The sequence below is a fragment of the Gilliamella sp. B3783 genome (genome assembly GCF_026536125.1).
Taxonomy (GTDB): Bacteria; Pseudomonadota; Gammaproteobacteria; order Enterobacterales; family Orbaceae; genus Gilliamella.
In genome coordinates this window covers 115,506-130,492 of the sequence record NZ_JAFNOU010000008.1, presented here as the reverse complement: position 1 = coordinate 130,492, position 14,987 = coordinate 115,506, and the positions used below count along the sequence as shown (strand labels likewise).

General features: G+C 36.2%; 12 protein-coding genes and 1 pseudogene. 5 read left to right on the top strand and 8 right to left on the bottom strand.

All coding sequences use genetic code 11. The annotated features are described in order from the left end of the window. The first annotated feature begins 229 nt into the window (after positions 1–229). The 3 genes from treR (at position 230) to treC (ending at position 4,539) form a co-directional block, all read left to right on the top strand. On the top strand, positions 230–1,195 hold the full coding sequence (gene treR / locus J3U59_RS09535) for a trehalose operon repressor TreR (RefSeq protein ID WP_267334061.1): 966 nt from the start codon (positions 230–232) through the stop codon (positions 1,193–1,195). 166 nt (positions 1,196–1,361) lie between these two features. Beyond that, the gene (gene treB / locus J3U59_RS09530; RefSeq protein ID WP_267334060.1) at positions 1,362–2,789 is read left to right on the top strand and encodes a PTS trehalose transporter subunit IIBC; all 1,428 of its coding nucleotides are present in this window, start codon (positions 1,362–1,364) and stop codon (positions 2,787–2,789) included. Positions 2,790–2,865: 76 nt separating this feature from the next. Then, positions 2,866–4,539: an alpha,alpha-phosphotrehalase gene (gene treC, locus J3U59_RS09525; RefSeq protein ID WP_267334059.1), complete on the top strand. Its 1,674-nt coding sequence runs from the start codon at positions 2,866–2,868 to the stop codon at positions 4,537–4,539. Between the two features lie 81 nt (positions 4,540–4,620). Here treC and J3U59_RS09520 read toward each other — a convergent pair whose 3' ends face one another. From J3U59_RS09520 to J3U59_RS09495, 6 genes are all read right to left on the bottom strand, one after another. Continuing rightward, complete coding sequence (locus J3U59_RS09520; RefSeq protein ID WP_065632951.1) at positions 4,621–5,682, bottom strand: DNA polymerase beta superfamily protein; 1,062 nt, start codon at positions 5,680–5,682, stop codon at positions 4,621–4,623. 16 nt (positions 5,683–5,698) lie between these two features. After that, positions 5,699–6,454 carry a nucleotidyltransferase domain-containing protein gene (locus J3U59_RS09515; RefSeq protein WP_267334058.1) on the bottom strand — a complete coding sequence of 252 codons (756 nt, stop codon included), beginning with the start codon at positions 6,452–6,454 and terminating at the stop codon, positions 5,699–5,701. 32 nt (positions 6,455–6,486) lie between these two features. Further along, positions 6,487–7,296, bottom strand: a complete 810-nt coding sequence (locus tag J3U59_RS09510; RefSeq protein WP_267334057.1) for an AraC family transcriptional regulator — start codon at positions 7,294–7,296, stop codon at positions 6,487–6,489. Positions 7,297–7,397: 101 nt separating this feature from the next. Beyond that, entirely contained in the window at positions 7,398–8,927 is a 1,530-nt protein-coding gene (locus J3U59_RS09505; protein WP_267334056.1) for a DHA2 family efflux MFS transporter permease subunit, read from the bottom strand. Next, positions 8,924–10,096 (bottom strand): HlyD family efflux transporter periplasmic adaptor subunit, encoded by a 1,173-nt coding sequence (locus J3U59_RS09500; RefSeq protein WP_267334055.1) that lies wholly within the window; start codon positions 10,094–10,096, stop codon positions 8,924–8,926. The genes J3U59_RS09505 and J3U59_RS09500 overlap by 4 nt, the downstream gene beginning before the upstream one ends. A gap of 268 nt (positions 10,097–10,364) precedes the next feature. Continuing rightward, complete coding sequence (locus tag J3U59_RS09495; RefSeq protein ID WP_267334054.1) at positions 10,365–11,117, bottom strand: hypothetical protein; 753 nt, start codon at positions 11,115–11,117, stop codon at positions 10,365–10,367. Between the two features lie 152 nt (positions 11,118–11,269). Here J3U59_RS09495 and J3U59_RS09490 point away from each other — a divergent pair, with 152 nt between their 5' ends. Further along, positions 11,270–11,965, top strand: a complete 696-nt coding sequence (locus J3U59_RS09490) for a JAB domain-containing protein (RefSeq protein WP_267334053.1) — start codon at positions 11,270–11,272, stop codon at positions 11,963–11,965. A gap of 50 nt (positions 11,966–12,015) precedes the next feature. Continuing rightward, positions 12,016–13,305 (top strand): hypothetical protein, encoded by a 1,290-nt coding sequence (locus tag J3U59_RS09485; protein ID WP_267334052.1) that lies wholly within the window; start codon positions 12,016–12,018, stop codon positions 13,303–13,305. A 273-nt stretch (positions 13,306–13,578) separates the two neighbouring features. Here the strand turns inward: J3U59_RS09485 and J3U59_RS09480 are convergent. Together J3U59_RS09480 and J3U59_RS09475 are read right to left on the bottom strand one after the other, a co-directional pair. Beyond that, positions 13,579–13,840 (bottom strand): annotated as a pseudogene (locus tag J3U59_RS09480) (RtcB family protein); the annotation flags it as partial. A 126-nt stretch (positions 13,841–13,966) separates the two neighbouring features. After that, positions 13,967–14,788, bottom strand: coding sequence for a hypothetical protein (locus J3U59_RS09475; RefSeq protein WP_267334051.1), 822 nt, complete (start codon positions 14,786–14,788; stop codon positions 13,967–13,969). Positions 14,789–14,987: the final 199 nt, after the last annotated feature.

The following is a 14,987-nucleotide window of genomic DNA, read 5'->3' as shown; positions in this document are numbered from 1 at the left end:
ATTCAGCTAATTAAATTTATTTAACCGACCAAACAACATATTGCTGGCTTTTGATAAAAGTCTTTTTTGTCTAAACATTGAAGTTTTTCATAAACGCTATTATGACTTTTTTTGTATCAAAAGATACTATTTTTTCTCAAAGCAAAAGTGAGCCATGCAATATGAATATCGCAATTTCCCTTAAACTATATTACTATGATTTAACTGATTTTCATTCACTGAACTAACTATGCGCGAGTCTTCCAATAACTTAACCATTAAAGATATTGCCAAACTTTGTGGGGTAAGTAAGTCCACTGTTTCAAGGGTAATAAATCACGATCCTATGGTGAAGGAAGTGACGCGTAATAAAGTCATGGCGATAATTGAGCAGTATCAATTTACCCCATCAAAATCAGCCAGGGCAATGCGTGGTTATGGTAATAAAGTGATTGGTATTATTGTAACTCGCCTTGATTCGATGTCTGAAAATCAAGCAGTGCGCTCAATGTTACCTATTTTTTACCAGCGTGGTTACGATCCTATCATTATGGAAAGCCAATTTAACATTGATAAGGTGCAAGAACACCTAGCAATGCTAAAAGAGAAACAAGCAGATGCGGTAGTAATATTTGCGTTTACCGGGCTTGATAAATCTTTATTATCTGACTGGAAAAATAGGTGTGTGATATTGGCAAGATCGTTTTCCGAATATACTTGTGTTTGTTATGATGATGTTGGAGCGGTAACAAATTTATTTAACTATCTACACCAAAATAAAAAACATCAAAATATTGCTTATATTGGTGTAGATAAGCAAGATCAAACAACTGGCGCACTGCGATATCAAGCCTATCAAGATTGTTGCTTAGCACATCACACCATACCTAATGCTTACTTAGGCAAATTAAGTTACCGTTCTGGCTATAACCTTGCTCAATCAGTTTTAAAGCATTCACCTTCGGCTATCATTTGTGCTACCGATGCTATCGCATTAGGACTAAATAAATATTTAAGTGAAAAAAAACGCAATCATATCGTTGTGGCTAGCGTTGGTCATAGTGAACTGCTTACTTTTTTGTTTCCACAAACTGTCGTTATAGAACTAGGTTTTGATAGAGCCGGCATTTATGCTGCCCAAGAGTTACTTAATATGTTACAAGGTAAAATTACCGGTAAAACTATCACGGTTCCTTGCCAATTAACGAATCAATAATCCATCTGATTCGAATTATACGCTAAAAAATTGTGAATTGAATCACAATTTGGGAACGTTCCCATTTATTATTTATTGAATTCAATTTATGATAACTATTGATATAAAATAGCCAAATTATTGATGTAATAAAACAGCGAAAGTACTAATTGAAAGGAGACTTGCGATGGCTAAAGATTCGAAAATATCAACAGAATCGATCATGCAATTAATTGAATTTGTTGGCGGCAAACAAAACATTGCGAGTGTAAGCCACTGTTTGACTCGATTAAGGTTTGCTTTGGTTGATCCTAAAACTGCCAATATCCAAGCTATCGAAGCGTTACCTTTTGTCAAAGGATGCTTTAACAATGCTGGACAATTTCAAGTGATTATTGGCACGAATGTGGATGATTATTACAAAGTACTAATCCAGCAGTTAAATTTAACCGAAGCAACCAAAGAACAAACAAAAGCTGCATCTAAACAAAATATGTCTGTTTTTGAAAGATTAATTTCGAACTTAGCTGAAATTTTTGTACCTTTGCTGCCTGCTTTAATTGCTGGCGGTTTGTTATTGGGATTACGCAACATTATTGGTGATATGCCCACCATAGATGATAAGCCATTAATTCAAACTTATCATTGGTTAGCGCCTATTTACAATATACTTTGGCTACCTTGTGAAGCAATTTTCCATTTTCTACCGGTGGCAATTTGCTGGTCTACAGTCAAAAAAATGGGCGGGTCGCCTGTGTTAGGTATCGTTTTAGGCATAACATTGGTTTCACCACAATTGATGAACGCTTACGATCTTGGCAGTAAAATACCTGAAGTGTGGGATTTTGGCTGGTTCACTATCCAAAAAGTCGGCTATCAAGCACAAGTGATTCCATCGATTTTTGCCGGTTTAGCACTAGGATGGATCGAAACGCGATTACGTAAAATTATCCCTGATTATCTTACTTTAGTGATTGTTCCGATTGTATCACTACTACTTGCTGTTTTTTTAGCGCATTTTTTATTAGGTCCTTTAGGGCGTATGTTAGGTAATGGTATTGCCTATGGAGTTAGATATTTGATGACTGGCGACTATGCCTTTATTGGTTCAGCCATTTTTGGTTTTTTATACTCACCGTTGGTGATTACTGGTATTCACCATACAACGTTGGCCATTGATATGCAGATGACCCAAAATATGGGGGGTACTCCAATTTGGCCTATTATTGCCTTATCCAATATTGCTCAAGCCTCGGCGGTTGTTGGTATTATTTTAGTCAGTAAAAAACATAACGAACGTGAAGTGTCGGTTCCGGCTGCCATATCAGCTTATCTGGGCGTGACTGAACCAGCTATGTACGGGATCAATTTACGTTATAAATTCCCGATGCTATGTGCCATGATCGGTGCTGCGTTTGCTGGCTTAGTTTGTGGTCTATTTGGTGTGTTATCTAATGGTATTGGAGTCGGCGGATTACCAGGCATCTTATCGATTCAACCCGTTTATTGGGGAATTTATGCCTTAGCTATGTTGGTGGCAATAGTTGTGCCAATTGTTTTAACAGCAGCTGTTTATAAATTAAAATTGAAAAAAGGCACCTTAGATATTCGCTAAACACGAATTAATATCCGTTAACCATTCGATTACTGAATGGTTAATTCATGTCAGATTAAAAAATAAAGAGTAAGCAATGAATAAAATAGATATCCCGTGGTGGCAAAATGGTACTATCTATCAAATCTATCCCAAAAGCTTTCAAGCCAGTGGCGCGGGTTCAACGGGGGATTTATTAGGCATTATTAGTCGATTAGATTATCTGAAAAATCTGGGCATTAGTGCGATTTGGTTAACGCCAATTTATCCCTCTCCGCAAGTTGATAATGGTTATGATGTATCGGATTATTATGATATTGATCCGGCTTATGGCACGATGGACGACTTTGAATTATTGGTTAAGCAGGCGCATGAACGTGATATCCGGATTATGATGGATATGGTATTTAACCATACTTCAACACAGCATCCATGGTTTAAATCCGCCTTAGATAAAACCAGCCCATTTCGATCGTTTTATATTTGGAAAGATGCCAAAGCTGACGGATCAGAACCCAACAATTGGCGATCTAAATTTGGCGGCAAAGCCTGGCAGTGGCATGAGCAATCCAAACAATACTATTTACACCTATTTGCAAAACAGCAAGCCGATCTCAATTGGGAAAATCCAACCGTTCGCCAAGAGATTAAAAACGTCTGTCAATTTTGGGCGGATAAAGGGGTTGATGCATTAAGGCTTGATGTGATTAATTTGGTCTCTAAACAGCAAGACTTTCCGGATGACGTACAAGGTGACGGACGAAAATATTATACGGATGGCCCGAAAATACACGAATTTTTACAAGAGTTAAGTCGAGATGTTTTTCAACCTAATGACTTAAAAACCGTGGGTGAAATGTCATCAACTACGCTTGAAAACTGTCAAAAATATGCCGCATTGGATGGCAAAGAGTTGACCATGACGTTTAATTTTCATCATTTAAAGATTGATTATCCAAATGGGGAAAAATGGACGCTGGCTAAGCCTGATTTACTTGAACTCAAAAAGATACTCGGCTATTGGCAACTGGGTATGCACGGTAAGGCGTGGAATGCGATTTTCTGGTGTAATCACGATCAACCTCGCATTGTGTCACGTTTAGGTAATGAAGACCAATACCACAGCGAATCGGCCAAAATGCTGGCAATGATTCTTTATGGACTACAAGGCACGCCATATCTTTATCAAGGTGAAGAGATCGGGATGACCAATCCCCATTTTACCGATATTTCGCAATATAAAGATGTGGAAAGCCTTAACATCTACCAAGAAAAAATTGCCGAAGGTGTGTCAGAGTCTGATATGTTAGCGATTCTTGCCAGTAAGTCACGCGACAATAGCCGAACACCAATGCAATGGGACAACACCGTCAACGCCGGATTTAGTCAAGGTAAACCTTGGATTGAAGTGGCAAACAATTACCCAAAAATCAATGTGAAGGCAGCACTTGACGATCCTAATTCCATTTTTTATTGCTATCAAACTTTAATCAAATTACGCAAAACATACCCGATCTTTATTTTCGGTGACTATCAAGATCTAACGCCTGATAATGCTGATTGTTGGTGCTATATCAGACATTGGAATAATCAAACATTACTTGTGATAGCCAATCTGACCGAAAATACGGTTAAATGGCAATTGCCTAAAGCATTAAAAAATCGTCATTGGCAAAAATTATTGAGTAATTACCAAAATGAAACAACGTTAGAATCGGAATTAACATTGCAACCTTACGAAGCGATGTATTTTCTATTGAACGAAGATTAATAATTTTAATTATTGGCTTTTAATAAAAGCCAGTAACAGCGTAATCAATAAAGATTACGCTGTTTAATCACATCATACCGACTAATATTGATACAATGACTCTCGCATGTTAACCAGAATCTGTAATACTTTAGCTGAATCAGGTTGTTCAGGTAGTGATGATGTTAGCGATGCGGTTTCAATGTCAACAAGTAATGATTCGGCCATATTTATAATCTCATCATAGCTTAATTGACCATTTTTAATGGCGAGCAGTTCATCACGATTAGCGCATTTATTGGTAATGGTGCCTCTGGTCATTATTTCGTGAGCAACTTGTAATAAGCGAATGGTATGCATCATATTTTTAGCATCAAAATCATTACCATTTTCAATATTGCTACGATAACGCTGCTCATTTCGTTCGGCAACCCATTGCCAGTAAGCCTTATAATCACGACAATGCGATGAAAAACCATCACGATTAAAACTTAAGTAAGCATTTACTGGGGTGCCTTCTTTCACCGACGACAAGCACAGTTCAGTCGAATCATCATGCTGAATAATGCCATGATAACCGCAATCTCCCGATGCATCATAAAAAAGTGCATATAAATCTCGACTATGTGGCACATTCACCAAACCACATAAGTGTTGTTCAAGATGCTTTTCATTTAACCAATTGGTGAGAGGATAAGCATGCTGACCTTGAATGATATAACAAAAATCAAGGACTGTTTTACGTTTCACCTCAACGGGATTATTAATTTTTTTATTCAATCCTTTGGCTTTTTTAATTTGTGACATGGCATAGTGCGCAAAGGTTTGTTTAGTTTGTTGGGATAAAAATAGATCAAGGGTAAATTGCTGCATGATTGGATGCTGATATAAAATACAGTCCGGTGCAGAAGCCAATACTTCTAAAATATTCGGATTATTTTTTAGCAATAACTCAACAAAACGTCCTAATTCATAATAGACAATATCATTGGTTTCATTACTAATTTGCGGAATATACTCGAGCCCATAAAACTTATCTTTAGGTAGATAAAATACCCCTTTGATATCTGTATCTGATGTTTCAGTGGCTAATCCGAACGAACGACTACCACTAATCACTTCAAACAAAATAAGGTTTTGCGCTTTTAAATCATCAATTGTCATTAAGCCTCCCTCAACGCTATTTTAAAGTCATTAATGTTTGCCTAAAAAATTGATCTAATTTATCTGCATTAAAATGTTGTTCGCAGATAGATTGAACTTGTTCAGAGATATCAATCATTGTTTGTTCAATAAACAATAAGATTTCTGGCGCAATGGTAATTGACGCTGATTCCATCATGGTTGCTTTTAATGTAATAATATCATTAATTTGCTGGCGTAAACTATCCGGTAACAGCGTTAATAACGGGATGATTGACATGGGTGCAATTTGCCGTTTTTCTAGGCACCATTTAGCACACAATAGTGGTCTTAGCACATAAAACAGTTTTTTTATGCCAATCTGCTGCCCATCACGGTTTTGTAATGCACTTTTGGCAATACCTAAATAGTGATAAATATTACCACGGGCATTAAAAAAGTGGGCACACAGTTGCCACAGTTGGCTCGCAATGGCTTCATTTTGTCGATAAATAATTGGAGATTGTAGCCATTCAAAAGGTGTTGTATTGGACTTACGTATCAACTGCAAGGTTTTTTTCAAATCCCAACCCTGTAAGTCCAATTCATCATCTACAGGAAAAGTTAAGTGTGATGATGGATCGTCAATAGCCAAATATTTATCAAACGGGTGGATATAAATAAAACGCACATCATAATCACTATTTGGCGAGGGAAATCCCCACGCTCGACTACCCGACTCACAAGCATACAGAATATGGATATGATAGTGTTGTTCTAGTTCGGTAATTTTTTGTTTTATTCGCTGTTCCATTGCAACTATCCCACTGTTGTTATTTTCATCGTTTAATTTATATCTAAATTTTGCTTATGCAAACAATAAATATGTTTACCATGTTTATTGTTTGGCAATTTTTGATTATAAATTAACGCTCGTTTCAGCTCTGAGGGTCTTAATCCGAAACTTGCAACACAAGTTCGGCTAAAGTGAGCTGAATCGGCAAAACCCATATCATTAGCTAACGTTGTTAATGTTGCCGATGCGTCAAGCGTGTTAATAACATCACGCAATCTTTTCCATAACAGGTAGCCTCGGAAATTGATACCTAGATTTTCTCGAAATAGATGTAAAAAACGACTTTCGGATAAATAAATTTTATCAGCAATTTCTTTTGAGGATATCTGTTTTACCGGCAATAACGAAATTATTGAGGTCGCTTTAACTATGCGACTATCTTGCCGACAAAGACAACTGGTATTAGGGCGATATAATAAATTAACAATATGCTCGATATCGAATACCTGTTTATTTTCAATAGTATGTATAAAATATTGTGCCAGTATTGAGGCTTCTTCACGCGATAAACGATAAATAGGATCGTTTTCGGTAAAATGTGACAATAAATGAAAATAAGGCGCGTCGGGTTCGAGTAAAAAATTGATAGCGCAAGCTGTATTTAATTTATGTGACAGATTTGAACGAATAATAAAACCAAATTCACGATACTTTTTATCTTCTGTACTTAAAAAAATATCGTTTAGTGATATCGTTAATTGTAAACAAGGATGGCGATGAAAATCGGTATTAACGTTATGGAGAAAGTACAAAGTTGCTGAATCTTGTTCATCTAATTGAATCACTGAATCAATATGCAAAATGCGCTCTCCTGCTTATTTTATATCTGAATACTATACCACTGATTGATTCTTTACTCCTGCCACAAAATAAAAATCACGTTGATTTAATTAGCCAGGTATCAATTAACCTTCACTGAAGATTTTGCTAACCATACTATACCAATTAAACCTAAAAATATCATACCATATAGCCAAAAAATTTCATTAATGCCAATTAATAAACCTTGATTGGTAATCTGTTGTGCCAGCATAGCTGATACTTGCATGTTAGATAAATCTAGTTGATTGAACTGTTGATAAGTGTAATTTAATGCTTGGGAATTTTGATAAATTATATCAGTCAATTGACTATGATGAATCACTTCACGACGCTCCCATAAAGTAGCGGTTAACGAGGTACCAACTGATGTCGACAACGTTCTAAAAAAGTTAAAGATACTGCCGGCAATTGCTAATTTATGAATGGGAATATCAGATAAAATAATGATATTTAATGGCATAATAAAACACGCTATCGCAAAACCTTGATAAAACTGCGGCCATGCTGCATCAGCAAAAGTCATGTTTGATTCAAATGTATATGCTCGCCAAAAAAAACAGAGTGCAAACACAATAAAGCTAAACGTCACCACTTTACGCATATCAACATTTGAAGCAAATCGGCCAATTATTGGCGCAAGAAAAATAGGAACCAAACCAATTGGCGCCAACACTAAACCGGCGTAAGTTGCAGTATAACCAAACACACGTTGTAATAATTGTGGTTGAATAACCAGCGTGCCAATATGGAGTAAAAATGCCAAACTGATACAAATTGTGCCAATGGTAAAATTTCGGGATTTAAAAACGGATAAATCAATAATTGGATAATCTGTTGTTTGTTCCCAAATAATAAAATAACTAATAAAAACAACAGCTAATACAGAAAGAATAATAATCTGATTAGAATTAAACCAATCAAGCTCTTTTCCTCTATCTAATACCAGTTGTAAACATCCCACGCCAGCTATAAATAAAACTAATCCAATCCTATCAATGGGTAATTTGCTGGTAGCCGTTTCACGATCTTTTAATAAAAGGTGAACACCAAACCAAATGATGATCCCGAAAGGAATATTGATTAAAAAGATCCATCCCCAAAAATAATTATCACTAATCCAACCACCTAGAATTGGACCACAGATTGGCGCAATAATAATTGTCATTGACCATATGGCTAATGACATATTTTTTTTGGCCGGCGGGCAATACGCTAATAGCAAGCTTTGCGATAGAGGGATGATTGGTCCAGAAACCATACCTTGCAATAATCTTGAAAAAATCAGCATTGCTAAACTATTTGAAATACCACAAAGCCAAGAGGTGACTACGAAAAATAAGATAGAATAAGTAAATAATTTCACTTCACCAAAACGCTGAGCTAACCATCCCGTTAAGGGGATCGAAATAGCATTAGCAACGGCAAAAGAGGTGATAACCCACGTTCCTTGCGAATTTGAAGCACCAAGATTACCCGTAATGGTTGATAACGCCACATTAGTAATTGTTAAATCCAAAATCTGTAAAAACGCGATTACCGCTAATAAAATAATTAGTAAGATAAATCTGATGCCAGTTAAAGGCAATGAGGACGCTTTACTTTGATTCATTGAATAATCTGCGTAGCGTAGAAATTGGTTTTTACAATATCCTCAACGAGCTGCTCAAATTCAGTTTCATCAAAAGAAAGTGAATCCGTTTGATATTTTATCGTCTTCGCTGGAATATCGGTTAAAAGCTTACCTGACGTATCATGCGTATCCACATTAACATTCATTGATAAGCCTATACGTAATGGAAATTGTTTAAGTTGCGCTTTGTCTAATTCAATCCGTACCGGTAAACGTTGAATCACTTTGATCCAATTTCCTGTTGCATTTTGTGCAGGTAGCAAAGAAAAAGCGCCACCGGTGCCCATCGCAATACCACTTATCTTTCCTTTATACTCAACTTTTTCACCATAGTAATCACTTTCTAAGGTAACTGGCTGACCGATACGAATATCGTTTAACTGTACCTCTTTAAAATTTGCTTCTACCCATACTTGATCTAACGGAACAATAACCATTAAACGCTCACCTTTAGTCACTTGTGTACCAACTTGGACACTTCGCCTCGCGACATACCCAGTTACAGGTGCGGTGATTTTGGTTCGCTTTAAGTTAAGCCAAGCTTGTTTTAATTTAAAAATTGCTTGCTGAATACTTGGTTGTTCTAATAATGGCGTTTTCATTAGTAGAGCATTATTAATGGCTAATTCATGCTTAGATATATTTAAATCATTAATAGCAAAATCGACATCTTGCCTTGCATGAATAATCTCTTCTTTTGAAATAACCTTTCGTGACCAAAGATTCTCCCGGCGTTCAAGATCTTGCTTAAGCTTGTCTAAGGTGACTTGTTTTAACTGAATGCTGGCTGAAAGTTTTTCATTTGTGATCTGAATTTGATGCAACTCTCTAATCGCTTTGATTAACGCATTTTTGGCATAACCAAATTCATTTTCTGCATCAACTGCATCAATCGTTGCTATCACATCATTTTGTTGAATAAAATCGTTATTATCGACATTAATCGTCAATATTCCACCATTTACTTGCGCATCAACCGGGACCTGATTACCCATAACATAGGCATTATCAGTTGATTGATTAAATCGACTAAACATAAACCAATAAACGCCATAAGCCAAAGCAAAAAAAAGAAATAATAGCGTTAATATAATCAGCTTCTTTTTACGTTTAATTGGCTGCGGTGGCGAATCTATCTCTTTATCCATACTTTTGTCCGTCTTACTACAACATCATTAAGGGTAGAAAACAGTAGTATTAGATAGATAATTGGCTTTGTCTTGAATAAAGTAGCTAACTTGATTTTAAATTGATATAGCTGATTTATTTGAATGAATTTTGGTTAATATATCGACTATAGAATGTAGAAAGCAAAAACAGCAGTCAAAATTCTATAATCGCGATTTTAAAGAGAAATCATTTAACGTGCTTATTGAAACGGTATAGACTCCTCAATATTTTTTACAGAGATATGAATCAAAAATGTGATTTATGCCTAAAACGAGAGCCAACGGTGGGTAAAAATGTTGCTCCGGCTTTAACATCTAACCAAATTTGCCGATAACGTTGGCGTCGCTTTACTCGGCAATAATTCGCCAATATGGAAAACCCTTGCTTTTCCATTATCCACAGAAAACAGGACTTCCATTTAGCGGCGGTATTGGAGTTAATCCCTAATTGCTGATTAGCGGTTTTAAGAGTTTCACCTTGTAGCAATAAGTCAACAAAAGGTAACCACAGTTCGCAATGAGATAAATGATCTAATTGATATTTTTTGAGTGGATTAAACGTGCGTCGACAGCTTCGGCAACGAAAATTAAGGCGGTGACCAATACGAACCGTCAGAGGTGATTGGCAATAATCGCAAGGCATGACGGATGTACTGAGCAAATCTTTAAGCCATGATTTAAATGCTTGCGCTTGTTGACTGACCTGGTCAGGGGTGGTTTGCTCAAGGTCTAATACCGCTTGATAAAGGTCAGGCTCATGCTGTTCCAGCAATTGTCGAATAACATTATCCCGCCTACGAGCTGCTCGTGGTGACAGGTTGAACTGAGCTGCAATAAAACTGTGGGGCTGAGCCGTTAAGGTGTACGGAGCAATATCAATCAGCAATGATGTAGGTTTAAGGCGCTGGCATAATGGACTTGCTGCAACGAACTTGGGCAACTGTTGCAAAAATCGCTCTGCAGCAGGCTGTTGCTTACTCGGTAAAATTGCATGATACATTATTACGCTCCTTATAACGGTATAGACTCCTCAATAATTTTCACAAACACTATAACCTAAAAAGTAAACAGTTGGAATTGTTTAATTAACGACTGCCCAGCCTAAACAGAATATGCTATATTATTTTTTAACTGATTTTACAAGGTGATACGATGGATATTAAACTGACTAAGCATGACAAACGCTATATTGAAGGCACAGATGATGTGTACAGCATTATGCAACGTGTGTTATTGCGTGATAACCAAATCGACCAAGAGAAAGAACATCTTTGGATGATTGGTATGAATCAAGCTGGTTATATTCTGTACATCGAACTGATTGCGCTTGGCAGTTATAAATCGGTCGACGTTGAACCGATGAATGTATTTCGTGTTGCGGTAATGAAAAACGCCTCACGCGTGATATTAGTTCATAATCACCCGTCAGGATCGCTGACGCCGTCGGATGCCGATAAAGATATCACCGATCGCCTCATTCAAGTTGGCCGTATTTTAAATATCGACCTAATCGACCACCTAATCATCACCCCAAAAACCTATATCAGCTTCCGCAGTACTAAACTTATGGACGAGTTAGAACAAAGCCTAAAATACGTCCCAACTTATCAAGTGATTGATATGATCCGTAAGGAAGAAAAAAAGATCGCTAAAGAGAAGTTGGCGGTTGAAAAGGATAAGACAAAAACAGCTCAACAAAAAGCAAAAGCGGAAAAAGAACGTCGGGAAAAATCAGAGACTGAAAAGAAAATATTGATTAATGCTTTGTTGGAAAAAGGTGTTTCGGTTGAGGATATAGCTAAAATTTTGGGGATTACTGTTAAAAAAGCTGTGAAACTCGTTAGTTAAAAATAATAACAACATTAGATATAGATAATTTTATTAAAATAGGAAAATATATGTCTCAATTCATTTCTATACCTCGGGTTAATGACACGCATCTCATTAAATGTCTTATTGAAGATCGCTATAAAGAAGGTTTTTTTGGAAAAGATGACGAAGTGTCTATTATTGTTGGAGGTAAAAGTTTTACCTTATCAAACACAGATTTCAATAAAAAAGGGGATTGCTCTTTACCTGTTGTTATTGAGTTGAAGAAGTTAAAATCTGAAAATATTCTTGAAATAAAATTAAGAAAAGGGAGTCAATTTCAGATTATTTATAGAAGAGATGCTAATTCTTTTGTTGATCACTTTGGGATAGAATCTATAAATGGTCAGAACTATAATCGTCAATCGTTAAGTGATGAAGCTATAATATTAAGTATGAGGCTACATAAGGATCTACTTAGAAATACTTCTCCAGAATTGAAATTAGATAATATTTCGAATTTATTATCATCACATCATAGCCTTATATCACAACTTGAAGCATTGAATACTGATCTAATTCAGAAACATCATGAGAACGTTAATCAATTAATTGATGATAAAAAAGCTTTTATTTCTGAACAAGAAATAGAATTTAGTAGTAAAAAAGCAAAATTAGAAGATGAAATAACCAATTTAAAAAATAAATTAGATCAGGATTACAAAGAAAAATTAGCTGCTTTAAAGGAAAGAGAACAAAAAATAATTGATCTTGATAATACAACTGCAAGACGAGAAACAACCAAAAATGTTTTAGATTCAGTAAAAGATAAAGCTGAAAAATTTAGTTTTTCACCATCAGTAAATAAAAACTATGGCATGGCATGGATGTTAAGTGCAATATTGCTGGCATTTTCAGGTGTATGTGCCGTCTTTAGTTATATCTCTATGCTGAAAACTGATCTTACTGAAGCCAATTTTACAGTTGAACAATGGCTTATATTAGCAAGAATATTTATATTCACGTTATTAACTATTTCAAGCGCTATCTATTTAATACGTTGGTTTAATGCACAAGGAAATAGACTAGCAAATATTGAGCTAGATTATCAAAAATTCTCACGAGATTTAAGCCGAGCGGATTTAACAATTGAAATGTGTCTAGAATGGAATGATAAAAAAGAGGGACAGATTCCAGAAGAACTAATTAAAGCTATGACTAAAGGTTTATTTGATGAAGCAGATAAACGTAAAGATTTAGATGATATACAACATCCAGCAGAACGATTAGCATCAGCTCTGATAAAAAGTGCTGAAAAAATTGAATTTCCATTAGGTACAAGTCAAATTACGACAAAGGGTAAAAATTTAAAATCATAAATGTAAAATCAACTAATTACCTTTACGCACCTCGCGTAATGAAATAGCGAGCCGGAGGCTTTCGTTGAAAACTCGCGATTACTTGAACACCCGAATAATAATATTAAACAATTGCGCTAAAGGTAAAACCAATTGCAATAACCTAAAGGGGGAAATCTGTAAAGATCTTATTGAAGAGAATACAAATGCAATTACCGCGCTTAATAAGTTTGGCAATTTAAAGTTGATAGCAGTAAATATTAATTGAAATCGAGGATCGCAACTCGATAATTTTTATCCCTTCACACCCACCACTTGCCTTAATTGATGCATTATCTCGACCAATTCATTTTGTGCAGCCATAACAGCATCAATATCTTTGTATGCCATTGGGATTTCATCAATCACATTAGCATCTTTTCGACATTCGACATGTGCCGTTGCTTTGATTTGATCTTTAATGGTAAATCTGTTTCTCGTCGCTGTTGGTTTTATCACTCACTACACAATGTGAACAGGAGCAGAAACTATCTGCTTTGACCAGCCCTTGTAAAATTTAGCTTTTTGCGATTTCGAGAACCAAAAAACAGAAGAGTAATGATGCCGACAGGCTGAAAAAATATTTGGTGGGCTGAGTTGGGATGAGATTCAATAGCCCCTAGAGCAAATTAGAGATCATGCATTAAAGACCAAATAATTGCTTCACCATTTGTTGATTGTATTTATCCTGACCACGCCAATAAGTGGCATATACCCAATCGTGTTTTCCCCTTGTTGGGCGTTCATAAGAAGCGGGTTGTAAAATCCCCACACAAGCCAAAATTTCAATAACGGTGTTACGTTCATCCTGATTGGATTTAAAGTTAGGTACATCCGTCAGTTTATCACTCAGTGAACCCGGGTAATCATCTTGCTGACAAGATGCAATAATGGCTAATATCCCTTTTAAAATAGCTATATCATCTTTGGTCGGTTCAGAGATTGCCTGTTTAGTGAATTGCATGAGATCAAAGTAGGTATAAAGTAAATCACCATGACGCACTCCTCCCCACTTTATTCGTTCAAAGTTTAAGATATTTAAATCTGCTTCGACGTAGTTTTCATTACCTATCATGCCATATTTGAGATCACGGCAGACCTGACACGTATAGGATGAATGACTCATTTGACCATCTTGATAAGATTGACCAGACACGACTGGCGTATATTGATGCGCTGTCATTAATTTGGCGATAAAGTATGACGCAATACCTGAGCGCCAATCAAGTCGCCGCGTTGATAAGCTGCTCAAAAATGCTTTGGCAACGTGTTCAAGTGTGATTGTGGCGACGATGTTTATGATTTTATTGACACAATCATCGTGTGATATGGTAATGGGATCAAACATTAATCCTTTTTCTTTCGCATACGCGAAGTCGTTCGGTTCTGTTTTTATCTCTTTTTTGTCTTTCCAGCCATTTTTCCAATAGGTTTGAAACAGAATCTTTTTTGCTTTTTTGTCCATTTAATCACCGTATTTGTCTATTTTACTTTGAATTAGCACGAGTGAGCCCTCTAGCCATTGAGTTTAACTCATTGCGATAAATGATCAGATTCAGCAGTGATTTGATGTTTTTTTACTGCAATTAGCTTCGAACCGTCATTCAAAGTCACGTGCTAATCTTTAGCAAGCAAATAGTGTGTTAACACTTGCCTAAGCCCAA

What these genes read in the sequence shown, in the direction of transcription:
- J3U59_RS09485 (WP_267334052.1), top strand. Translation starts at nt 12,016, where the DNA reads ATGTCTCAATTCATTTCTATACCTCGGGTTAATGACACGCATCTCATT.
- J3U59_RS09495 (WP_267334054.1), bottom strand. Translation starts at nt 11,117, where the DNA reads ATGTATCATGCAATTTTACCGAGTAAGCAACAGCCTGCTGCAGAGCGA.
- J3U59_RS09490 (WP_267334053.1), top strand. Translation starts at nt 11,270, where the DNA reads ATGGATATTAAACTGACTAAGCATGACAAACGCTATATTGAAGGCACA.
- treB (WP_267334060.1), top strand. Translation starts at nt 1,362, where the DNA reads ATGGCTAAAGATTCGAAAATATCAACAGAATCGATCATGCAATTAATT.
- J3U59_RS09505 (WP_267334056.1), bottom strand. Translation starts at nt 8,927, where the DNA reads ATGAATCAAAGTAAAGCGTCCTCATTGCCTTTAACTGGCATCAGATTT.
- treC (WP_267334059.1), top strand. Translation starts at nt 2,866, where the DNA reads ATGAATAAAATAGATATCCCGTGGTGGCAAAATGGTACTATCTATCAA.
- J3U59_RS09520 (WP_065632951.1), bottom strand. Translation starts at nt 5,682, where the DNA reads ATGACAATTGATGATTTAAAAGCGCAAAACCTTATTTTGTTTGAAGTG.
- treR (WP_267334061.1), top strand. Translation starts at nt 230, where the DNA reads ATGCGCGAGTCTTCCAATAACTTAACCATTAAAGATATTGCCAAACTT.
- J3U59_RS09475 (WP_267334051.1), bottom strand. Translation starts at nt 14,788, where the DNA reads ATGGACAAAAAAGCAAAAAAGATTCTGTTTCAAACCTATTGGAAAAAT.
- J3U59_RS09500 (WP_267334055.1), bottom strand. Translation starts at nt 10,096, where the DNA reads ATGGATAAAGAGATAGATTCGCCACCGCAGCCAATTAAACGTAAAAAG.
- J3U59_RS09515 (WP_267334058.1), bottom strand. Translation starts at nt 6,454, where the DNA reads ATGGAACAGCGAATAAAACAAAAAATTACCGAACTAGAACAACACTAT.